At 45.2% G+C, this 22301-nt stretch carries 19 protein-coding genes; 4 read left to right on the forward strand and 15 right to left on the reverse strand.

Going from position 1 to position 22301, the window contains the following annotated elements:
* Positions 1-16 precede the first annotated feature (16 nt).
* The gene (locus BP97_RS0103345; protein ID WP_028547835.1) at positions 17-1123 is read right to left on the reverse strand and encodes a hypothetical protein; all 1107 of its coding nucleotides are present in this window, start codon (positions 1121-1123) and stop codon (positions 17-19) included.
* A 251-nt stretch (positions 1124-1374) separates the two neighbouring features.
* On the opposite strand from BP97_RS0103345, the gene BP97_RS39510 reads away from it, so the two are divergent.
* A complete protein-coding gene (locus tag BP97_RS39510; protein WP_081823913.1) occupies positions 1375-1467 on the forward strand; it encodes a sporulation protein YjcZ in 93 nt (30 codons plus the stop codon).
* A gap of 227 nt (positions 1468-1694) precedes the next feature.
* Here the strand turns inward: BP97_RS39510 and BP97_RS0103355 are convergent, their stop codons facing one another.
* Genes BP97_RS0103355 through BP97_RS0103365 form a run of 3 tightly spaced genes read right to left on the reverse strand, consistent with a single transcriptional unit; the run spans position 1695 to position 5613 of the window.
* Positions 1695-2438 (reverse strand): pseudouridine synthase, encoded by a 744-nt coding sequence (locus tag BP97_RS0103355; protein WP_028547836.1) that lies wholly within the window; start codon positions 2436-2438, stop codon positions 1695-1697.
* Between the two features lies 1 nt (position 2439).
* Positions 2440-3951 (reverse strand): RsmF rRNA methyltransferase first C-terminal domain-containing protein, encoded by a 1512-nt coding sequence (locus BP97_RS0103360; protein ID WP_028547837.1) that lies wholly within the window; start codon positions 3949-3951, stop codon positions 2440-2442.
* Positions 3952-3981: 30 nt separating this feature from the next.
* Entirely contained in the window at positions 3982-5613 is a 1632-nt protein-coding gene (locus BP97_RS0103365) for a hypothetical protein (RefSeq protein WP_028547838.1), read from the reverse strand.
* A gap of 183 nt (positions 5614-5796) precedes the next feature.
* Here BP97_RS0103365 and BP97_RS0103370 point away from each other — a divergent pair, with 183 nt between their 5' ends.
* Complete coding sequence (locus BP97_RS0103370) at positions 5797-6306, forward strand: thioredoxin family protein (protein ID WP_028547839.1); 510 nt, start codon at positions 5797-5799, stop codon at positions 6304-6306.
* Positions 6307-6386: 80 nt separating this feature from the next.
* Here BP97_RS0103370 and BP97_RS0103375 read toward each other — a convergent pair whose 3' ends face one another.
* The gene (locus BP97_RS0103375; RefSeq protein WP_028547840.1) at positions 6387-7718 is read right to left on the reverse strand and encodes an ABC transporter substrate-binding protein; all 1332 of its coding nucleotides are present in this window, start codon (positions 7716-7718) and stop codon (positions 6387-6389) included.
* Between the two features lie 148 nt (positions 7719-7866).
* The gene (locus BP97_RS0103380; RefSeq protein WP_028547841.1) at positions 7867-9417 is read right to left on the reverse strand and encodes an MFS transporter; all 1551 of its coding nucleotides are present in this window, start codon (positions 9415-9417) and stop codon (positions 7867-7869) included.
* Positions 9418-9586: 169 nt separating this feature from the next.
* Here BP97_RS0103380 and BP97_RS0103385 point away from each other — a divergent pair, with 169 nt between their 5' ends.
* Positions 9587-10108 carry a PadR family transcriptional regulator gene (locus tag BP97_RS0103385; protein ID WP_028547842.1) on the forward strand — a complete coding sequence of 174 codons (522 nt, stop codon included), beginning with the start codon at positions 9587-9589 and terminating at the stop codon, positions 10106-10108.
* 57 nt (positions 10109-10165) lie between these two features.
* Here BP97_RS0103385 and BP97_RS35120 read toward each other — a convergent pair whose 3' ends face one another.
* From BP97_RS35120 to BP97_RS0103405, 4 genes are all read right to left on the reverse strand, one after another.
* On the reverse strand, positions 10166-10858 hold the full coding sequence (locus BP97_RS35120) for an HD-GYP domain-containing protein (protein WP_051620336.1): 693 nt from the start codon (positions 10856-10858) through the stop codon (positions 10166-10168).
* A 305-nt stretch (positions 10859-11163) separates the two neighbouring features.
* Positions 11164-11604 carry a DUF309 domain-containing protein gene (locus BP97_RS0103395; RefSeq protein ID WP_028547843.1) on the reverse strand — a complete coding sequence of 147 codons (441 nt, stop codon included), beginning with the start codon at positions 11602-11604 and terminating at the stop codon, positions 11164-11166.
* 13 nt (positions 11605-11617) lie between these two features.
* Entirely contained in the window at positions 11618-12421 is an 804-nt protein-coding gene (locus BP97_RS0103400; protein ID WP_028547844.1) for a GTP diphosphokinase, read from the reverse strand.
* 19 nt (positions 12422-12440) lie between these two features.
* Positions 12441-13541 (reverse strand): quinone-dependent dihydroorotate dehydrogenase, encoded by a 1101-nt coding sequence (locus tag BP97_RS0103405; RefSeq protein WP_028547845.1) that lies wholly within the window; start codon positions 13539-13541, stop codon positions 12441-12443.
* A gap of 164 nt (positions 13542-13705) precedes the next feature.
* Between BP97_RS0103405 and BP97_RS40575 the strand changes: the two genes are divergently transcribed.
* Positions 13706-13843, forward strand: coding sequence for a hypothetical protein (locus BP97_RS40575; protein WP_197035406.1), 138 nt, complete (start codon positions 13706-13708; stop codon positions 13841-13843).
* Between the two features lie 67 nt (positions 13844-13910).
* On the opposite strand, the gene BP97_RS0103415 is transcribed toward BP97_RS40575, so the two are convergent.
* From BP97_RS0103415 to BP97_RS0103435, 5 genes are all read right to left on the reverse strand, one after another.
* Complete coding sequence (locus tag BP97_RS0103415) at positions 13911-15356, reverse strand: L,D-transpeptidase family protein (RefSeq protein ID WP_028547846.1); 1446 nt, start codon at positions 15354-15356, stop codon at positions 13911-13913.
* 138 nt (positions 15357-15494) lie between these two features.
* Complete coding sequence (locus BP97_RS35125; RefSeq protein WP_051620337.1) at positions 15495-16229, reverse strand: HD-GYP domain-containing protein; 735 nt, start codon at positions 16227-16229, stop codon at positions 15495-15497.
* 154 nt (positions 16230-16383) lie between these two features.
* The gene (locus tag BP97_RS0103425; RefSeq protein WP_028547847.1) at positions 16384-18003 is read right to left on the reverse strand and encodes a stalk domain-containing protein; all 1620 of its coding nucleotides are present in this window, start codon (positions 18001-18003) and stop codon (positions 16384-16386) included.
* Positions 18004-18031: 28 nt separating this feature from the next.
* Positions 18032-20332 carry a FecR family protein gene (locus BP97_RS38625; RefSeq protein ID WP_051620338.1) on the reverse strand — a complete coding sequence of 767 codons (2301 nt, stop codon included), beginning with the start codon at positions 20330-20332 and terminating at the stop codon, positions 18032-18034.
* Between the two features lie 114 nt (positions 20333-20446).
* Positions 20447-22279 carry a CHASE2 domain-containing protein gene (locus BP97_RS0103435; protein ID WP_028547848.1) on the reverse strand — a complete coding sequence of 611 codons (1833 nt, stop codon included), beginning with the start codon at positions 22277-22279 and terminating at the stop codon, positions 20447-20449.
* Positions 22280-22301: the final 22 nt, after the last annotated feature.

Here is a 22301-nt window from a genome sequence, read left to right on the forward strand (position 1 = left end):
GGAGTGTTTTTAATATTTAGTGAAGCTGTTCACTTTCGAATAATAATTCTTCGAATGGCTTGTTCTTAAACAGCATCGTCACATTAAACGTTTCGAATTCTTTTTCCTTATCCAGCTCTTCCATTAGCAGCATGGAGATCTCCTCTCTGTCGTCAGAATCCCCTGGTTCTCTAAAATCAATAAAACCGGTAATTTGACGCTGGCTGATGTCTATGGTGGCAGTGCCAATAGGCAGCCCCCCGTGAGATTGCTGATAGATTTCATAAGTCAGCATATCTCCATCGTCTCTGGCAAGGATCACCGAGTAATCATCACTATTCCATGTATCCGCTAATTCATCATCGTCCATGGCTAACCTTACATCCGTGTCATCCAATAAATCCTCATGGGTCAATTCGATCGTTTCAATAATATCATGGTGCCACTCCATATGAAGCACGAAGGTATCTACGGCATCTTCGTCATAATCACTTACAAGTAGGTCGGTAATGACCTCAATTTCATCTTCCTCCGGCTCGAGCATCCAGCTTACCGTTCCGTTAACCTCTCTGCCGTTAATATGAACATCAGCTTCTGCGACCAGCTGCTGCTCACCATCATATATATGATATTCAACTCTATTGCGGTATTCAGCAACAATGACCAGTTCATAATATTCATCAACCCCGTCATCAATGTCGACTTCCTCTTGTAAGGAGCCGTCCCATGAAGGAGAATACATCCCATACTCGTTCTGTTCATTAAGACTTTCGTCTTCTAACCGATCATAATCTGACCAATCATGCTCGTAGTCATAGTCCTCCTCAATATTCTGAGTACTCAGATAGGAATCCAGGCGATCGGTTGCTATAACATGATCATACTCGCTGTAAGTGACCAGCACATCACAGCTTTGAACCGCCATAGCATCGATAAAAGCTTGAACGTGCTGCTGCAAATAGGTCATGACGTGCTGTTTCGCATGAGGAGGAAGCATGGCTTGCTCCAATTGAATTGCTCCGCTAATGCGGTCGTTCTCGCGGTATACCAGGGTCATACTGCCGACAAATTGATGGTCCCACAAAATATCGTTTACTTCTCCGCCAGCCGTTTTTAAATCCGGTCTAAGCATTACATGCGTCATGGTATTCGCCTCCAATGGGACTTTTATCGTCGTAGTGCCTTAAATAAACCACCACTTCTAGCGTGTCCTATTGAAGCCCAAAATATATCCTTAGTGACAGGAGTCCAAACAAACCGTGATGTATATCATACAATAAAGTATTCCGATGGCAAGTGAAGAAGTGTGACCAACAGGAGCTCGCGATATATGGATAGCCCAAATCTATCACTTGTTCATGCGGATGACATATCAAAGAATGAGGAGGAATCAGCATGTCCGGAGTTGGAGGAGTATTTACAAGTGTCGGTGTCATTCTGGTATTGTTTATTCTATTAGTCATTGTAACCCGCACTGGCTGGTTATAATTTAATAGGAGCTGCAGCAACCATTGAATTCAAGTCAGCATGATTTGCAGATAACATGGGCGAGGCTAGATTCCTTCTAAGGAATGAGCCTCTATTCCGAACAGATACGGTATGATGCAACTGTAGCTTATGTTACAGACAAAAAGACCGAACCCTGCTCATGCTGGTTTCGGTCTTTTGCCGTTTAATAAACACAATTGGAACGGAACTTTCTCTCAGAAGCGTCGTTATCCATTTGCCTCTCTTAGTTGAAGCAATTCATTCTCTGTAAGCTCGCGGTATTCCCCGGGCAATAAATGCTCATCCAGTAATAATGGCCCCATTGATATTCTTTTCAGAAATACAACTCGCTTTCCTACTGCTTGAAACATTCTTTTCACTTGATGGAACTTGCCTTCCATGATCGTTAATTCGATCTTCGATACGATCCCTAGATCTGGATCACCTGGCTTTAAAATAACTAGTTGTGCTGGCATAGTAACATAACCGTCATCCAATTGAACTCCTTGGGCGAACAGCTTGCCGTCTTCTTCTGTAACGGCTCCTTCAACTTCTGCAAAATAAGTCTTTGGAATGTGTTTTCGTGGCGACAGCAAATTATGAGCCAGTTTACCGTCATTAGTCAACAAAAGCAAGCCTTCTGTATCCTTGTCCAATCTGCCAACCGGAAACGGTTGAAAATGCGCGGACTCTTCGTCCAGCAAGTCGATAACCGTACGGTCTCTCGTATCCTCTGTAGCGGAAATGACCCCCTGAGGCTTGTTCAGCATTACATATATAAATTCGCGGTATCGGACTATATCTCCATCCACCGTAATCACATCGATCTGAGGATTAACTTGAATGCCGCTGTCTTTGGCAGGTCGATCGTTGACACGTATGGCCCCTCTTTTCACCATGATTTTAATTTCACTGCGTGAGCCGTATCCTGTATGTGCCAGCAGCTTGTCTAACCGCATCGTTTGCTTCATGCTATGTCCACCTCCAACCCGCAGGGTATTCATTTTTGAGCATACCGTCAAGCCATTTCCCCCAACCAAGTGCGTATCCATCGACGGTTATAAGACAGTACCCCTTCTTCTTCTCCAAATCTTCGGATAAATGAACTTGTTCATCCGCAATTTCCAATGTTTCTCCCTTTAAGTAACGGACAGTTGTTGCGTCTTTAATGGATAGTTCTATCCAGCGTCTCACATCGCTCTGCTTCAAGCCCATTGCCAATGCGTGAGAAGGCTCGAATCTCTGCTTTCGGACAGAGCCCATGTACCAACCCGGACGAATGACCCGAATGCCGCTTAGATCAGGCAGCCCCTCGGGTGAGACATATATATGCTCCCCATGCAAAACAACATGGGAGACAGGCACTTCAGGTGCAAGCTCCTGCATGAACGTATAGAACGGTTGAAGATCTACAGCCGGCTGCTTCTTGAACAAATATTTGTCCGTTCCGTAACGGTCGCGTCCTTTAGATTTCAACCTTTCTTTATCCGCCTTCAAGTACTTCGTTTCCGCTGCAATCCTCGCAGGCGACGCTAGCTCCTCTTGATACTCCAGCACGGCCACAAAATGACCTTCACCATTAAGATGGTGAGGCCATAGCCTTGCAGTTCCTGATACTTCACGGGCTGCCGCAGCCGCTTGCAATGAGCCCAGCTCCGTTATATCCAGCCAATCCGGATTTCCTGGACGGAATCCATGCTCCATCGGAATCGGTACAATCTTAAATTGAGGATGAGACGCAATAAATTGGGCTATCATCGCCTCATTTTCTTCTGGCGAAAATGTACAGGTAGAATAAACGATCCTACCCCCAGGACGGAGCATAATAGCCGCCTGCTTCAGTAAATCCCGCTGCATCCCAGCATAGCGAGTTACCCAGTCAGGATGCCATGCCTTGGCCATTTCCTCTTCCTTACGGAACATGCCTTCACCTGAGCAGGGGGCATCGATCAAAATTTTATCAAAAAACGCCCGAAACGGGTGCTGCAGCTTATCCGGCCGCTCATTCAACACCACCGCATTTCGAACGCCGTTCAGTTCAATGTTTTTGACTAGCGCCTTCACTCTATCGGGATGGATGTCGTTCGTAACCAAAAGACCTTGACCTGCCAGATTGGCTGCGATTTGGGTCGATTTACCGCCCGGTGCCGCACATAAATCGAGTACGCGATCACCGGGTTGAACATCAAGCAATTCTCCGGGCGCCATTGCGCTAGGCTCCTGGATATAGTACAAGCCAGCATGGTAATATGGATGCTTACCTGGCCGATCCTCTTCGTTATAATAATAGCCTGTCGGAGACCAAGGAATAGGCTCCAACTTTAGCGGCATCATGGACTGAAATTCGGTCACACTGCATTTTAATGTATTGACTCGGAGGCCATACCTTCTGTTTTCCTTGTAGGAAGCTATAAATGCGGGAAATTCTGTTCCCAGCAATGATTTCATTTTAGTAGTAAATGCTTCAGGCAACTGACTGCCCATACCTGTTGTCCAACTTTCCGCAACTATGCACTAATTAATTTGAAAAAAGAATATTTTATCTCCCTCCGGCTGTGTCTGATACCGAGCCATCCAATGTCCCTTCATCCAACCGAAGTCTTGATTGTCCCAATTATATTTCTTATAGCTAAAGGCTGCAACTATGAGGTCCGGACGAGTAAAGGAGCTTGTAAAGACTCTCTTGTTCATTACATCCACGAACATAACGACATCCTCATCCTGATGCAGGGCTACTTGTCTCGTTTTCCAATGGCTCATATAATAGCTGTTTTCGGTAACATTGACAAATACTTGCGCCTCTGCCGCGGGAGAATAAGGCTCCATGCATATTTTACCGAATACGATGTCACTTTTATCCCAGCTATCCGGCACATCTACCTTCTTCAACACCGTCATAGCACCGGTAGACATATCGCCAATCAGCCAGTCCACCGTTTTTTTATAAGCTGCGCCCTTGCTGTTCGTAGCAACTGTATATTTATGAAGCAGCACCGCTTTCTTGCTTTCGCTATACCCTCCGAATTCAAGCCTTTCCTTCGAATCCTTTGGCAATACAAAGCGCTTCAACAAGTTCCCTTTGAAATCTACAAGCTGCACCCCGTAAGACAACAAAAGGGACTGACTATCACCCTGCAAAATATTGTCGGTAGCGCGATCATACGTAAAATTATAATACATCACCTTGCCTTTTGCATCCGTGCCAGGATCGACAAAACCCTGCTCTGAAACAAAAGGTTGTCGCATCGATCCCTCGTTCATATCTATCCAGGCCAAATCGCTTTGATACCGGTTTGCTCCGTAGATGGCAATGCCGCTGCTCCCGAGCAGCTCAAAATGCTCTCCAGAACGAATTTCATTGGAACCATTAATCATCCATTTCTTTGCACCGGTTTGCAGATCGTAGTTCGTAATGCCACTGACACTATCTCGAATAAATAGATGCTTCTTATCAGGAGTCAGCATGGCACTATAAATAACGGGAGTCGCGTTAGTATTGGATGGTATAGGCTCATATCGAAAAAGCTCCATAACCGGCGTGATGGTCTTCTGAGCTATGTTCATTTTATTGACTTGATAGACCCATTCCTGATCGGCATTGATAACCGTTGTGTATAGAAATTCATGGTCTGAGACAAAGCCGCACAGCTGCGTCGATTGTGAGAATGGCTCCACCGCCTGACCGAACGTATAAGCAATCGGTTCTTGAACCGGTTGTCCAGATTGAGGATCCATAGCTACCATATCTATCTGCGTCCATGCTTGTCCCTCTAGCCTTTGCTCCCTCTGTACAAAATACACCATTCGCTCCCCGTCTGGAGCTGCATACTGCTTAATCACATGCGCTTTTTTTACCGTAAGCCCTATTCCCCGCGTCACCTTCGACTTAGCTATTTGAAGCTTTCCGAAATCGAATTGCGGAAGTTCCGTATTCGTGCTTTTATAATCTTCCAGCACTTTGTATGGGGCAGCAGACTGAAATACCTTCACCTTGTCCTTGGTAGCCTCTGCCGCGCTAAGCTGCACAGCGTGTTTGCTCTTCGGCATACATACGGTGTATACCGTATAAAACAGACCACTTAGCAGAACTAACCCCATTGCAAGCCATAGGTAAGGGTGGATGGAAGGAAGCCGAACTTTGCGCAAAAAACATTCCCCGCAGTCTCTTCATTATGTAGGCATAAAGTATCAATCATTCGCCTATTGAACTATTCCACATTTTTGTCGAAATTCCTTCAAACTTGATCTGTGAATATCACAGGAAAACCATGCATTCACGGCGAAATAGGATGTTAATGTGAACCTATTTTTACTGGAAAGAGGGAATGTATGAAGAAGCTTGCTATTTATTTATCGATACTCATTGTCTTGTTCGCCGCAATTTACGTGGTGAATCAGCAGTCTGACAAAGCCAAGAACGGCAAGTACGCCGATAATCCATATGGCGTTTCACCGGACAAGCTGAATCCCGAAACTGTCAAGCTGCTTGATGATCCGAATTATCAGAATCTGATTATGCCTGCGGAGCTGGATAAGAAAATAAGCAATAAAGAGGACTTTTTCCTTTATTACTTCGCCTCCACTTGTCCTCATTGCAAGCGAACCACACCTGTTCTTTCACCTATGACCAAGGATTTGAACATTGACGTGAAGCAGTTCAATCTGGAGGAATTTAAGGATGGTTGGAGTAAATATCGCATTCAGTACACGCCGACACTTATTTATTACAAGGGCGGCAAAGAAGTGGAACGTCTTGAAGGCGGAATAGCGGCGGCTGGAGAACAAGGATACACTGCCGATTCTTATAAACAATTTTTATTAAAATATAAGGCGAATTAATTGTACATTGATCAAGAACACAAAAGGATTGCCCTCCATACCCGTTATTGCGGGAACTATGGAAGAGCAATCCTTTTTAACTATTTACGCAGTTTGTCTTCAATCAGTTTGTTCATTTCTTCATCAGCGGTACGAAGAGCCGTATTTAAATCAGTTTCATCCACGATATAGGCGTTGAAGGCTTTGCTTAAAATTTTATCCACATCCCCGTCCGGTAAATATTTAAACGGCGTCATGACTGCGAATTTCAATTTGGTCATCGAAGCCAAGTTTTTACCCTCGAACTCCTTCAAGCCCTTCCCGAACTCCGATTTCAGCTTTTCGTCCTTCAGTACCGTCATACGGCCGCCCCGCATCATATCGGTTTGAACCTCATCGGATAAAATGGTGTCCAGAACAAGGAAAGCCGCGTCCTTCACTTTACTTTGCTCGCTTATAGATAAAATAGGTGAATCCAGACGCTGTCCAATTCCTGGAGCTTTACGATGTTGAGGGTACGTCACCATATCCCAGTTGACTTGGGTTGCCGTTTTTAGCGTGTTAAGCAAATTGCTGTGGCTTGCAATCATAGCCAAGGTGCCATTAACAAATGCAGTCTGGTTTTTACCTGCGTTGGGGACTTTGAAATCCCCATCGGTTAAGCCCGGAATTTTAAACTGAGCTCCCCATATCTGAAAGGCTTCCTTCCATGAATCATTCAAAAGCAAAGATTTATTCGTGTTGAAGTCTGCAAACGGAATCGATAGCTGCTGTTGAATCCGGCCAATCCCGTCAGGGAAGATGCCTCGGTAGGCAATACCATTGTCCGCTCTTGTTAGCTTTTTAGCTAGTTCGGCCACTTCATCCCAGTACATTCCTTCCTTTGGGTAAGGAATTGCGAATTTATCGAATATGTCTTTGTTGTAAAAAAGCGCGAAAGAATTCGTATAAGCAGGCAAACCGGCCAAATAATCTTGACCTCCGGCAATCTTCAATGTCTGAAGCACCTCAGGTGAGAACCGACTCGTATCGAACCGGTATTTTTTAATCAAAGGTTCCATATTGAACAATAGCTTGTACTCTGACAGATTGCTTCCCATCGGACCCGGATAGTTCGCTACGATATCGGGAATTTCACCTGCAGATATTAGCTCAGGAAGCTTGGAGGCAGAAGCGTTAATCCGCTCTATCGTAATCTGGGGATATTTCTTGGCAACGGGATCGACGATGTATTTCTTTACCTCTTCATCCGAGAACATTCCACCGCTTGCTAATATTTTCACAGTAACTTTATCCTTGCTAAGCTCAGGGATCGTATCTGCCGGCTTATCTTGACGGGCCGATGGCTCTTCAGTAGGTTTTGTACTTCCATTACAACCAATTAGCGAAACAGTGCAGCAAAGCGCAAGCATGGTGACATACAACTTTTTCATGTTTATCCCCCTCTAGTTTACTTTCCTCATGTAAGCTAAAATAATAATAGCGATTACATTCAGCTTTATTTTATTACGAAACCGCTTTCATTTTAATGTCTATAACTCATCAGTTTATGTCTTATACTAATATAAAAAAAGACGCCACTTATGGCGTCATTGGAGAACGGACAGATGCATTTTCTTTAGCTTTTTGACGAACCGCTCTAACGATAAATACCCCAACGAGCATGATAATGGCAACTGTCATTGCACTTAGGAATAATCCGTTGAAGCCTCTACCTACTGTTTGATGTAATGTTTGCTGCACCAGTTCTCTGATTTGCGGCACAGGTATTTGATTGATCGCATTCTTCATAGTGGAGGCGTCCACCGTCTGCGGTAATTGGCTGATGGAACCCTGCTGCAGTTGAATTCCTGCCTTTTGGGCGTTGGCTTGCAAATCATTTCCGAATTGCTCGAAAGAGCGTGTCAGGAAACCTGCATAAATAGTTGGCGCGATTGTCATTCCCATTTGCCGCAGCAAGGAGGCGCCGGCCAAGGCAACGCCTTTATTCTCTTTGGAGTTCTCCGTCGCAAGAATATTGATCGGCGCTCCCAGCATGGAGCCAAAGCCTATACCGACCAAACAGCTCGCAATAACCATTTGCCATGTAGTTGTAACCCAAATAGGGAATAGTGCAAAGCCAACAATAGCTACCAAGCAAGACAAGGTTAGCGAAAACGTCGGACCTTTACGGTCAATAAGGGCCCCACCGCCTCCCGCTCCTATTCCAGAAGCAATCGCGAGCGGCGTAAACCAGTATCCAGCCAGCTTACTGTCTACTCCAAGAAACTGCTCGACATAGCTTGGGATAAAAATAACAGATGCCAGGATCGCCCCAGAGCAAGCTGCAAGCAGCAGCGTCCAGCGATAGGTTCTATTTTTAAGCAGCTCTATGGGCAGCACAGGCTCTACGCCTTTGGTTTCCGCATGCTTTTCAAGATAAATGAACAGGCCAAGCAAGGCCGCGCCCACGACAATAAACAGAACAAATGCAGCCGATGCTTTGAGCTGAGTAAGACCATACATCAAGGAAAGACTGGCACAGCTGAGAACGAGAATGCCGGCAATATCCAATCTCGATTCGACCAGTTCTTGTTCTTCCTTAATCGTTTTGGAGCCCATAATAAGCAGTAGAATGGCAATGGGAATGTTAATGATGAACAACCAATGCCAACTACCCGTTAGGTTCAAAATAAAAGAACCCAGATTCGGTCCGAGTATTGAAGCAATGCCGTTCATTCCCCCGATCATCCCGAGAGCCCTGCCCTGCTTCTCCTTCGGAAAAGTATTCAGGATATAAGAGCTAGCCAATATGAAAATACCTCCGCCGCCCATCGCTTGAACAAACCGTGATAGGAGCAGAAGAGTAAAGTTCGGGCTTAGCGCCACCAGAAGCGATCCGACCCCAAATAATCCAATCTCGATTAAAAATAGGAGCCTTCTCCCGTATCGATCCGACAACTTCCCAATAATCGGTACACTAATAGCCAGACCTAACGTGTATATAGTAATAATCCATGCTCCCCACGATGGAGAGACACCGAATGTATGAATTAACGTTGTCAATGATGATGTAACGATACCATTATCTAGAGCCCCCATAAAAACGCCGATAGCTAATGTGATCAATGACCATTTACCAGCTTTATTCATCATTATCCATCTCCTAAGTGCATCATAATGTTATTCTCATGATAGTTATATGCAATATAATCATATATATATAGTCATACATGATTAATAACACATGAGTAAGATTATCAGCTTTTGATCTTTTAGTCAAGAGTGACTATAATAATACCTAACGGAAGGAGGCTTTAAGATGGATGAACGCGAACTGCTTGTCTTAGGACTTTTAATGACCCAAAGTCAGCACGGATATCAGATCAATGAATTTATTGAAAAAAACTTAGGCCGCGTATCTGACATGAAAAAGGCTACCGCCTATTCTATATTGAAACGGTTGAATCAAAAAGGGTGCGTCGATGTTACCGTAGAACAAGAAGGCAACCGACCTCCTCGGCAAATCTATACGATTACCCCCACTGGAGAAGAGCAGTTCAATCAACTGCTCCGGGCAACACTCTCGAGCTTGGAGAACGTAACCCCTTCGGGAGATATCGGATTTATGTTTATCGACCATTTAAATAAGGATGAGGCTATAGCGTTATTGGAGCAAAAGGTAAAAAAAGCGGAGCAGCTTCTAGAAACATTATCTACTGTCCCTAATCACGGCCCCGGAACCGGCGTAGACTTGTCTATCAAACATCGTATCGCTTTGATACAATGCGATAGAGATTGGCTCCTCCAAACGATTCAGCAAATGAGGCAGCCTGTAAGTTAAAGTTGAAACAAAAAGAGACCGTTCTTAGCTTTAGGCTAAAACGGTCTTTTTCATACCTTAGACGATGACTTCCGCAATATGAAGCTGCTGCTGTTCACTCAAATTTACAAACGATTCGCCGATTCTGACCAACGGATGGATGTCGTCATGAGGATTAATATATACAACCTCTCCTACTTGTCCGTCTGTCAGCCTCACATTTCTGCCGATTAATGAGAGAATCATATTATCAAGAAACATAGCGGATATATGCGGATCTATCTGCCCGAAGGTTCCTTTACGCATTCGAGAGACGATTTCATGAAAGGACAATACATCGCGGTAGGGACGCTTCGAAGACATAGCGTGGAAAACATCAGCAACGGCGACGATCCTGCTGAACGAATCCAATCGTGTCCCCTTTAATCCTAAAGGATAGCCATTACCATCCGAACGCTCATGATGAAGCAGCGCTACTTTAGCCACTCGAGGACTAAGACCTATCGTATCCTTTAATAATTCGTAGCCATAGATAGTGTGGAGTTTTATTTCTGCAAACTCTTCGTCAGTTAATTTGCCGGGCTTTAACCATAAATCCTCGGAAATCTTCACCTTACCTACATCATGCAATACAGCAGCCAACGTTAGCAACGATAAGTCTGTCTTTTCCAAACCTATCCATCTGCCGATCAGTGTTGCCAGCACCCCCACACCAATATGATGATGATAGGTGTATGTATCTTCTTCGTCTCCCTTGACTGCCGCTAACATTTGGAACAAATCCGGGTACTCTGTTCGATAAGTCGAGCATTCGCTGCACCGCCAACGGAGCATTCCGGTTAGGAAAAGCTTGTGCATAAATGACGATGAATAGCGCCATGGAAAACGAGACAATTAAGCCAATGGCCAGAAACCTGCGGTACTTCAAAATCGTCACCCATTCAACCCTTCCCATTGGTCAATACTTGAATTTATTTTATCATTAAGCTCTCCCAAAAATCTCACAACCCATAAAAAAACCCCGCCATATCAGCGGGGCACTTGAAATATGCAATTCATTTAATTAGTCATTGGGTTCATTCATGCAAATCCTCGTCATGCGGGATAGGAGGATTCTCACGTAGCTCTTCAACAAGGTCGTTCAGCTCCGCATCAAGGATTCGAATATCCAGATCATAAAAAGTGAACGGTTCCTCCTCAAGTCGCTCCAATCGATGCAAGTACACTCTGCTTTCGGATACCAAGCGAGGAAGATCAATGCCTGGACCATTAGCTTGCCGCGGCTCCAGCTTCTCGAGTGCCGCTGTAAACAGCTTAATTGCCCCACTGACATTCCCGTTGCGATAATGGTAAAGGCCTACAGCTACCTGCAGCAGGCCTTGGTATAACGGAGCTCTGCCTTCCTCAAGCCAAAGCTCCTCCATGACCTCATGACATTCGAAATAATCCCGCGCGATATTAAAATAATAAATAAATTCCACATACAGCCGCTCATACGGTTTATAAGAAGCTGACATGCATGCACCCCCTTTATTCCTGGTGCCCTTTTTTAGCGCGGCCTATGGCTTCATCGATCTCACCTAACAGCTCTTTGAAATACCACATGTCCTCGATTTCCCAGTTTTCGTTAAACCGAAGCTGAAATTGCGCGGCTTCTCGCACACGACGATAAAAATACAGCTCTTGAATCCCGTTCAGCACTCGTGTAACGATATTGGATTTGTCTTCAAACATTTGCTGAGACTCAACGATCTCCTCGCGGATACTGCTCATTTCCTCGTCCAGTTGATAGGCAGCCTCAGCCGCCTTGCTGAGCCGTTTAATAACGTCCTCCGGCAAGCTCTCCCGGTATTTATAGTTCAGTGAATGCTCTATAGTAGCCCAAAAATTCATGGCCAAGGTGCGAATCTGCACTTCAGCCAGCACCCGCTTCATCCCAAGTGCGGTTTGTACAGGGTACTCTACTATCATATGATAGCTTCTGTAGCCGCTCGGCTTTTTATTGCGAATATAATCTTTCTCATAAACGAGAGTCATGTCTTCACGTTCTCGGATCAACTCGGCCAGCCGTTCAATATCCTCTACAAATTGACACATGATACGAATGCCCGCAATATCTTCTATTCCCGTTTCCAGCTGCTCCATCGGTACATTCAACCGTTTGGCCTTCTCCAGGATACTTGATATTTTCTTGACACGTCCTGTTACAAATTCTATAGGTGAATATTCATCACGGCTTTTTAATTCGCCACGAAGCGTCTTGAACTTAACTTTTAATTCCTCTACCGTCTGTTCATAAGGCAATAAAAATTTTTTCCAGTCGCGTCCATCCATCCGTGTTCCTCCATTCCAACTAGCGTCTGTGAGCCGACCCAACCGCTTCCGAAATGTCTTTAAAACCGTCTTTTCGAAGCAGCGTCCTGAGGCCTTCATTCAATTGTCTAATTAAACCTGGCCCTTCGTATATTAACGCTGTATACACTTCCACCAAACTTGCCCCTGCACAAATTTTTGCATAAGCGTCTTCAGCTGTGAAGATACCGCCGGACCCAATAATCGGTAGCTTACCCTCCGTTGCCGCATAGATGGTGTGAATAAGCTTAGTAGAGCGCTCCGTCAATGGCTTGCCGCTTAATCCACCCGTTTCTCCTTTATTCTTATGGGTTAACCCAGCTCTCGAAATCGTCGTATTGGATGCAATAATACCGGATACACCGCTGTTCACGATCGTTGCAACCATATAAGTAACTTCTTCTTGCTCCAAATCCGGCGCTATTTTAACCAATACTGGTTTCTCCGGACCTCCGTGCTTCTGATGCTGCAAATGCATCTCATCCTTAACTGCAGCCAGCAAGCGGGACAAATCATCTCCATGCTGCAAATTACGCAAATCCGGAGTATTCGGTGAGCTGATATTAACTACGAAAAAATCGCCGTAGGTGTATAAACCTCTTATACATAAGCGATAATCTTCCTCTGCCTGCTCGTTCGGAGTTGTTTTATTTTTGCCGATATTGACCGCAACAGGAATGGATCGCTTACCCGTTTGACGAAGATGCTCCGCCATCGTTTCGATTCCAACATTGTTAAATCCCATACGGTTAATCAGGGCATCATCCTCAGGTAATCGGAACAACCTTGGCTGCTCATTGCCCGCTTGCGGCTTTGGCGTTACCGTACCAACCTCCATGAATCCGAAGCCTATGTTGGAAAAGCCATGAACTGCCTTAGCATTCTTATCCAATCCAGCTGCCAAGCCGATCGGATTACTGAAACGGATTCCCCAAAGTGTTGTTGCCAGCTCCCTATATTCCGGAACTCCATACATTCCCTTCAACAGCGCCTTGCCTCCCGGCAGTTTCCCTACCGTATGTAGCCCGTCTATGGTCAAATGGTGCGCTTTCTCCGGATCCATCCGGAACAGCACCGGTTTTGCTATCTTCTTATAAAGCATGCATGTTTTCTCCCCTAACCGTTCTCTGTAAGTTGCTCTACTTGAACAGTTTATCGTTTTATGCACGAAAAATAAAGAGGACAGGCCATGCAAAATGTTGTTCTTATGCGGGTACATTATGTTAAAATATGCTTAAACTATGAAAAAAGGCAGGGCGGATTCCTATGCAACGTAAAAAACCGACTTATTTACAGCAGCGAAAACCCAAAGATGCGGTAAACAAAAAGCTCATCATAGGGACAAGCTCTGTTTTTGCCGCTATTGTTATTCTTATGATTCTACTCTTTATTTTTGTTAAGTAAGCGCTTTATTAAATAATGCTGTATAAAAAGAGCAATCCCTCCATCTAATGAAGGGGTTGCTCTTGTATTAATTTAACCACTTATACACTTTACCCGGATTTGTTTCCTCCGTATTCATAGGCAGCTCGAACACTGGTTTTCCCCGTTTCACCTCGGAAGGAAGCAATCCCTTTCCAATCGTAACCGGAGTCCCCATCGGAACCATATCGAACAGCTCCTCCACATCTTCCTTCAGCATCCGGATACAGCCTAATGACTGATCCTTCTCAATACTCGAAGGCTTATTCGTACCGTGAATGGCGTATTGGGTATCGGATAACGTCATGCCTCTGCTTCCGAATTCCCCGTTCGATTTGCCATTTGGATTGCGCACCTTCTCCGATATTTCGAACGTCCCCTCCGGCGTGCGCTCAGCACCCAGGCCAACCGGATAGCTTCTGACGATAAGCTGCCCGCTAACAAGCGCCAATCGATGGCTTGTCTTATCTACCACAATGCGCAGCGGCTCCGTTAACGGCTTCACCAATCCACCCGTACCTACTGGAGAAGTGTTATTGCCAGAAGGCTCGCTTGGGAGTACACCAGTGTCATTCGGTTGTGCCTTTCCTGGTTCCCCTGCAGCCGGCTCCGTTGCTTCTGCTGCCTTGCTCTGCTTATACAGCTCCTCCATGAATGGAGTTACTCCCGGTAGCATATTTTTGGGGTAAGGCTGACTTAATTCCTCCAGGCTTTCCGGCAGCTTGCTGTACTTTTGCTTATATGAGGTTAACGCGGAACGTAATACCAGCTCCTGCTCCCGTTGCTCTGCCCAAGCGCGGAATATTGCCTGGGGCTTAGTTGCATCCGATGGCTGACAGCTGCAGCTCTCCGCATCATGATACTGAATTTGCTGCGTTGCCGCATCTTCTTTCCCTTCAACGGAAAGAAGGATCTGAGGGGACTTGGACCAAGAGATCCATTTACCGTCCTCGGTCGGTTTCCCATAGGCCAGAATCGCATAACGATTCACCCGCTCCTTCAAGAGCATTTCCTGAAGCGCCGCGGCAGTATTTTCTTTGTTCCTAGAGCCTGTAACATAATATACTTTCGTTTCCTGAACCTGATCCTGAGTCATTCCCTCAGGAAGGGCAGCAACAGGCCTGTCCTTCTCTTTATTCAGCTCCGGCGTCAATAGAATGCCCAACACCATTAAGACAGTCAAGGCAGCCCAGCGAATCCGCTGCTGTAGCTTCTTTTTCTTGCCTAGCTGCTCCCATTGACGCAAAGACTGCTGAGATTCGGGTGAAACGGCGATGGTTTGGTTTTCAAATGCTTCATAGATTTCTCCTGCCTGCGTATAACAGTATAGAGCTTTACCTTGCTTACCTTGAGCGTCGTACTCCCGCCCGAGCAAATACCACGCCATTTTATTAGTCGGATGCTCACGAACATATTTTTTAAGATATTGTGGATTCTCTAATGGATGATGCTGAAAAAATTGGCGAAGCTGCTCATCATGGTCCTTTGATTTCATTACGACCCCTTCCTTCCACCTTCTCCCACTAATATCGGCAAGCCATCCTCTTTTTTAAAGGGGAATACAAAAACACCCGGTTACCTCAAAGAACCTAAGTGGCTTCCAGTGGGTAATCGGGCTTGTAAAGTACTAATGTCAATTTGATTCCGCTTGATCTGTCAGCTTTTGAAAACCATCCAAATAGTCACGATGCTCCATCACCTTCTCAAAAGCCTCCACCACCACAGGATCAAAGTGACTTCCTTTGCAACGGATAATTTCCTGTACACCTTCCCGGTAGCTCCTCCCCTTAGCGTAAGGCCGATCCGTCGTCATAGCATCAAACGCATCCGCTACAGCTACGATTCTCGCAAAGAAAGGAATATCCTCCCCACGAAGCCCGTCTGGATAACCGGAGCCGTCCATTTTCTCATGATGGTATTTGGCCACCTCAGTCGCTTGGAGCATTCGTTTCTCCGGCTCCATTCTCGATAAGATCCTAGCTCCGATTGTGGTATGAGATATCATAATGTGAAACTCATCATCATCCAGGCTGTCGGCTTTAAGGAGTACTTTATCCGGTACACCGATTTTTCCAATGTCATGCATAAGGGCGGCTCTGTAGAAATGCTTGCATTCCTCTTCCGGTATCTCCAGCTGTCTTGCAATCCATAAGGAATATAACGCTACTCTTGAAGAATGTCCTGCCGTATAAGGATCTCGGGAATCTAGGGCAAGAACAAGGGACCGTATAACGCTCATCGAGACAAGCTCATCCTTGTCGTTCAAACTGCTGTTCGCAAGTAATGCTGAATAAAGCAAGAAGGAGAGCTCATCATTCCTTTTCTCCAATTCAGCAATTTTTTCGTGAAGCTGCTGTAAGTCGGGCACCGACTTCTCCTCCCGTCTCATGACATATGAACTGCGATGGTTGACAATTGCGCTATCGAACTCAGTTTAAGATGAAGATCACAAGCTTTCAAAAAAACCTATGCTGCGAAAGTAAGCAATCCTTTCTATCAGTATAGGTCTATAAATCCCTTATTTATTTATTCGTCTGTTTTTCTCTTAGTATAACTGTCCTTGTCTCATTATCCCATTGTACATCCAAACCGACCTCTTCAGCAAAAAAACGTACAGGAACATAAGTACGATCCTGCTTGATATAAGGGGCCGTATCCGTCGCTTTAATCTCATCCGGCTTGCCCGCTTCGATTTTTTTAATTCCTGTCTTGTCGAGGTACAACTCAATAGTCACACCGTTCTTCGTCAGCTGAACGATACGATCATTATCCTGGTAGCTTACTTTATATCCAAGAGATTCTGTAATTGCTCGGACAGGAATCATGGTTCTGTCGTTCACAATTTCAGGCTGTGCATCAAATACAATAGCTTTTGATTCCAATACTACTTTGACGTTATCGTCTTTTGGCAGATCCGTAGGCAGACGATATACTTTTAACTGGCGAACTTTATTACTAAACGCATCCGCAATGTAGACGGTACCGTCCGCTGTTACAGCAACATCCGTTGGTTTTTGGAATTGGGCAGACCGTTCGATCCCGTCGGTTTCTCCAGCTAACAATTGAGAGTCCCCTGCCAAGGTAACGACCTTGCCATTATGCAAATAGCGGACAGAATGATTCAAGCTGTCTGCAATAAGCAGACCGCCTTCCTCTGTTAGCGCTATGCCCATAGGGTAGTTGAACTGTGCCTTCAGAGCATCCCCGTCTGCAAAATTACCTGCTGCATACAAATCGGTACGACCATATAAGGTTTCACCGTCTGATGAGCTGCTCCCGGCAACCGTAATTACTTTCCCGGTACCAAAATCCATATACCGAATTTTTTGATTACCCGAATCGCTTATAAATAAATTGCCTTTACTATCGATTGCCAAACCTGTCGGTTCGTTGAACTTGGACTTGGCCATATCGCCATCCAAATAGTCTCCACCCCAAACCGCTTGACCTGGCGTAACTTCAACTGCTCTTTTTGAAGGCGCGTTCAACGTAGTTACTGTTCCGTCAGCAGCAATTTTGCGGATCGTGTGGTTTAATGTGTCCGCCACATAAACGGTACCGTCAGGTGCTACAGCCACATCTTGAGGATGGTAAAAGGTCGCTTCCGTGCCCTTGGCATCTTTATTGCCAATCAAGCCGTTACCAGCAAGTGTTGTCACTATGCCGGAGGCATCTATTTTCCTAATGACATTATTACCGGCATCCGCTACATAAATATTGCCTGCGGCATCCTGAGCCAAGCCTGCCGGTTGCTGAAAAACAGAATTAGCTGCTTCAGCATCATAACGACCTCCAATGGGAAAGCCTTTACTATCCTTCCCGATTATAAGGCCAGCCGAAGTGCTGACCTTGGTATTGGAAATCCCGCGAAGCAAATGATTCTTCATATCCGACACGAGAAGTGTCCCGTCTTTTAATACTAATAATCCGTATGGACTACGAAACGTTGCTTGCAGCCTGTTCTCGTCGTTATGGCTTCCATCGTCGCCGAGACCTGCGTAAGTCGTAATATTGGTCATGATTTGACCAGCACTGTTTTTTAAACCATCCTTGGCAATACCGGAAGCCCAAGCACTTGTGCCTCCGCCAATCAAGCTTACAGCCATGACCGATACGGCCAACAGTTTAATTGATTTATTCATATAAATCCTGTTCCCTTCTATGGACGGTCTAGTTAACTGTCACTTCGACCGGATTATTCAGCAGATTGGCTTCCGCTACTACATTACCGTTTTGATCAACCACTTTGTAATACAGCATTTTTACCTTCAAGCCGGTTGTGTCCGAACCGGACAAGGTCAAAGGAATAGCGATTAACAGCTTCTCTCCGTCTATAGTGATCAGATTTGCACCTGAGCCTGCAGTATAGTTGGTAGCCGCATATAGCAGCTCCGTTTGATCGCTTCCCTTGGACTGCTTCAATAGCTCTACGCTTTGAGGAAGTGCGCCGAATACGGCGTTCGGATTTTTGGCGACTGTTCCATCACCGTTGTAACTAAGCCGATTATCGTAAGCAAGATGTACTTCAGCAGCATACAGCGCCTTAGCATTTACGAAATTTTTCATAGCAAGGGTAGCCATAACCGTATTATTCTGGTTAGTTGCGGATTTCAATAGAACTCCCATAGATCCATCGGTTGTAATCTTTGGAATCTGCACCTGAGCTGATTGCTTGCCATTCCGATCGCTTATCAGAGTGAGCTTATCATAGACTATCGTTTTGTCCGTTACCAAGCTATTTAACGGTATTGAAACCTCCTGGTCTCCTTTACCGTCTGCTTCTGCTATAAGATTGCCTTGATTCAACACCTTGAGCTTCGTATTGAGAGGTCCTTTGGCCACTACGACCGGTACGTTGGTAATCCAATCGGTCTTAGGACTGATCAATACAGGCGTATCCGAGATCGTTAGAGGCGGCAGTGAAAGCTGGATGCTATTAATCCCATTGCGCACGGCTTCTGCTTTAAAGTTGTAAGTTCCTTCAGGAAGAACCCCTAAGGTCATTGTCGTTTCCTCATTACCTTTCCCTTCTGCCGTGGCTACTAAATCGCTACCGTTATATAATTTGACAGTCACTCCAATAGGCGCCTTCCAACGAATAACCGCAGGATTGAAGGTTGTTATAGCTGCCGTTGGGCTTACCAAGGTAGGTTCAGCTGGGCGACTGACTCCTGAAGGTCTCCCGCCACTGCTGCTCCCCCCTGAAGTTGAACCGCTATTTCCCGTGTTAGTACTGCTATTATCACTGTTTCCAGAACCAAGCTGCTGTTTGGCCTTTTCTTTCGCTTCATCCTCAAGCTTCTTATTGGCCTCCGCCAGCCGCTCTTTTTCTTTTTGGATTCGAGCTAGGTTTTCTGCAAGCTTCTTTTGATTTTCTGCTAAGAGTGCGTTCTCTTCAGCGATCCGGTTAAGCTTTTCCTGCTGTAATTTCTTAAGTGCTTCGACAACAGGATCAATACCCGCCGTCTTGTCTAGAGTCGGGAGATGATTCAAATCTATCTTCTTGGCAGGATCAGCAATTTGTTCATTAACTTTGTCTATAAATTCCTTACTCAGCTTACCGGCATCTATCGCCGCTTTTGCAAGATTAGGGATCAAGGCTTCAAAATTGCTTATGACTTTATTCAAATCTTCCAAACTCATTATCTTTAGAATGCTATTATCCGTTTGTAACCCGTTTTGAAGTTCTGCCAGCAGTTTCTGTTTCAATTCTTCATTCTCTTTAGTAATTGCTGCAAAATCTTTTATTAATGCTTCTATTACTTTTGGAGAAGCTATTTCGACAATGCTTTTAATGTCTACATAGTCGACCTTCCCCCGCAGATCTTCTACTTGATCTCTCGAATCCAGGCTGATCTGCTGTGAAGGGTATACAAGGACACTATGTTCACCCTGTTGATTATTGCTTGTATCCGTGACGCTAGTCGTTGCATTAACAATTCCGGCAGCAACAACCATCGAGGTCCTGCCTGTCTGCGGATCTACTATAGTCAAGAATTGGGTCCCTCGCACGCCCATCACGGCTGTTGGCGTCTCAATCTCATATTCATCCTCGGAGCTGACCAGACTCTTCACCTTAGCCCATGCTGAACCCGCCCACATTTTGAATTTCGATGTTTTTCCGTCTCCTGAATCGAGTAGTTCCGTAATGGAAATCTCCGTATTGTCACCCAGTGTGAGCTCATCATTGTGATCGGCAATCTTCAATGTCAAAGATGAATTATTCCCGGTCGTTATGAAATCCCCCTGATTTAAAGTCATCTCTTTATACGCTGTAAAAGATTTCGAGCCGCCCGCTTTCCGTACGCTGACGTCGCCGATAACTTCGGTCACAATAGCCGCACGAGACGATTTCGCTTGTACAGTGGGCACCCACACAGAAGAAAGCATGGACAATAACATGCAAAATACAACAAAAACTGCAAAAAAAGATCTGCCGTTATGTGCCGCTATCCTTATCTTATTTCTCACAAAAAGTCTCCTCTCAACTAACGGTCGTTCTATGAAACTACGACTGTATCGCTACCTTGTTCTCTATTAATTGTAATTTAGCAGGCAGCAATTGGCAATGCAAAATATGGCGTTTTATGACACCTGAACCGCTTCTTTTCCCTCTTCTGGAGCCGACTTCCATTGTATGACTTCAAACAGCTTTAAAGGCATACTTTTCCCTTTCATCAGCTTCTCGCCTGCAAATTGATACTCGAAATATGACTTTGTACGCTCGTATGTCGATTCAGAAACGAGAATTTGATTCGGGCTAGTATTCGACTCAATTCTGGCAGCTGTATTGACGTTGTCACCAATTGCCGTATAATCCACCCGCAGATAGGAACCAATATTGCCAACGACCACATCACCCGTATTGATTCCTATGCCGACACTAATAGAAACACCGTATTTTTCCAATACGTCCGCGCGAACCTTCTCCATCCCCTTTTGAATCTCGTATGCCGTCTTAACTGCATAGTAGGGGTGATGTGCCACGTCCAGAGGTGCGTTATACAAAATCATTGCCGCATCTCCGATGAATTTATCGATCGTGCCGTGATTCTCCAGAGCTCTCTCCGTAATCAAGTTGAACATCATGTTCAAAAAATCAACAACCTCTTCAGGCTTCAGCTTCTCCGATAGGGGGGTGAATCCACGCACATCCAAGAAAAGGATCGTCAGCTCCTTACTGATGCCTCCAAGTTGAATCTCTGAATCACTACTTGCAATCTCTTTAACCAGATCAGGAGAAATGTAACGTCCGAACTGCTTGGTAATGTAATTTTTCTGTTTGGTTTCAAAGTACGTTTTCATGGCAATATTCGCTAAATAAGAAATAAGCCCGCTGACCACGGCACCAATCGTATCAATATAAAAATCACTGTAAGCAAATGTTACATACTGCCCGATAAGGAGAAGCAGAGATACAGCAAAAATCGCGACTACACCCGTAATAGGTTTAAGTCTCCAGGTAAGGAGGCCATACAAAAGAATCATCAGCACGGCTAACGCAACAGTCACGGCTCCATTAGCCGGTTGAATCCATTGCTGCTTTAAGATTTGATTCAAAATGTTCGCATGGGCGTAAACCAAATGCATATGCTCTTCGATTGGAGTGATGCCTTCATCCGATCCTGGAGCCGTATAGCCGATCAGGACGAGGCGATCCTTGAATGCATCTTGCGGAATCGTTCCGCTCAATACGCGTGAAACGGGAATCGTTTCAAAATCCAGCTCATTTGCATCCCATTTTATGTACATTTCCGATTTAGGGCGATTCTGCATGTTTGGAGCATTTAAGTACTTGCTTACATCGGCACCCGCCAGCTGTGCCATAGCTAAGCTCAATGAAGGGAATACGCCTTCGGGCGTGTTGATCTGCAGCCAGTTGGTGCGAATCGTTCCTCCTGTATCGAAGGCCGCATTGATATGGGCTCTATTTACATATTGGCGGAATATTGGGATTGGCTGCTCAACCTTTGGAGCATTAATCCACTCGCCTTCTTTGACCTTCATAGTACGGTCGAAATCACTTTCTACCTCCGCATGGGATGGAAGAACAATATTCTTATATTTGGACAATGCCTCGGCAAATCGTTTGTCGCTCTCCGGTTTGTTGCTCTCCGTGTAAAATTCTACATCAAAGCCGATAACTTTCGCTCCGGCTGTTTCTAGTCGATCAACCAGCTCCGCATAAACCTTCCTGTCCCATGGGTAAGGACCCACCGATTTAATAGATTCCGTATCGATCCCGACCACGACAATATCTTCATGCGGCTGCCCGGACATGGACTGCTTCAAGTTGAAATCAAAGGCTTGGTTAGCCAGCACCTTCCAAAGGCCTATAATAAGAAAAATGAAACAAATAAGTACAACAATCGTATTACCTATCGCAATAACCACAGATTTACTGACTGTTTTTTTCATTCATGCCCCTCCAGCCCTAAGT

It is taken from the genome of Paenibacillus sp. UNC451MF (genome assembly GCF_000686845.1).
GTDB lineage: Bacteria > Bacillota > Bacilli > Paenibacillales > NBRC-103111 > Paenibacillus_S.

Bases quoted from the DNA above. Each gene is read 5' to 3' on its own strand.
- BP97_RS0103345 (WP_028547835.1), bottom strand. From the start codon at position 1,123: ATGACGCATGTAATGCTTAGACCGGATTTAAAAACGGCTGGCGGAGAA.
- BP97_RS0103380 (WP_028547841.1), bottom strand. From the start codon at position 9,417: ATGAATAAAGCTGGTAAATGGTCATTGATCACATTAGCTATCGGCGTT.
- BP97_RS0103375 (WP_028547840.1), bottom strand. From the start codon at position 7,718: ATGAAAAAGTTGTATGTCACCATGCTTGCGCTTTGCTGCACTGTTTCG.
- BP97_RS0103360 (WP_028547837.1), bottom strand. From the start codon at position 3,951: ATGGGCAGTCAGTTGCCTGAAGCATTTACTACTAAAATGAAATCATTG.
- BP97_RS0103435 (WP_028547848.1), bottom strand. From the start codon at position 22,279: ATGAAAAAAACAGTCAGTAAATCTGTGGTTATTGCGATAGGTAATACG.
- BP97_RS0103400 (WP_028547844.1), bottom strand. From the start codon at position 12,421: ATGGATGGACGCGACTGGAAAAAATTTTTATTGCCTTATGAACAGACG.
- BP97_RS0103385 (WP_028547842.1), top strand. From the start codon at position 9,587: ATGGATGAACGCGAACTGCTTGTCTTAGGACTTTTAATGACCCAAAGT.
- BP97_RS0103395 (WP_028547843.1), bottom strand. From the start codon at position 11,604: ATGTCAGCTTCTTATAAACCGTATGAGCGGCTGTATGTGGAATTTATT.
- BP97_RS0103370 (WP_028547839.1), top strand. From the start codon at position 5,797: ATGAAGAAGCTTGCTATTTATTTATCGATACTCATTGTCTTGTTCGCC.
- BP97_RS0103425 (WP_028547847.1), bottom strand. From the start codon at position 18,003: ATGAATAAATCAATTAAACTGTTGGCCGTATCGGTCATGGCTGTAAGC.
- BP97_RS40575 (WP_197035406.1), top strand. From the start codon at position 13,706: ATGCAACGTAAAAAACCGACTTATTTACAGCAGCGAAAACCCAAAGAT.
- BP97_RS35120 (WP_051620336.1), bottom strand. From the start codon at position 10,858: ATGTTAGCGGCAGTCAAGGGAGACGAAGAAGATACATACACCTATCAT.
- BP97_RS39510 (WP_081823913.1), top strand. From the start codon at position 1,375: ATGTCCGGAGTTGGAGGAGTATTTACAAGTGTCGGTGTCATTCTGGTA.
- BP97_RS0103415 (WP_028547846.1), bottom strand. From the start codon at position 15,356: ATGAAATCAAAGGACCATGATGAGCAGCTTCGCCAATTTTTTCAGCAT.
- BP97_RS0103405 (WP_028547845.1), bottom strand. From the start codon at position 13,541: ATGCTTTATAAGAAGATAGCAAAACCGGTGCTGTTCCGGATGGATCCG.
- BP97_RS0103355 (WP_028547836.1), bottom strand. From the start codon at position 2,438: ATGAAGCAAACGATGCGGTTAGACAAGCTGCTGGCACATACAGGATAC.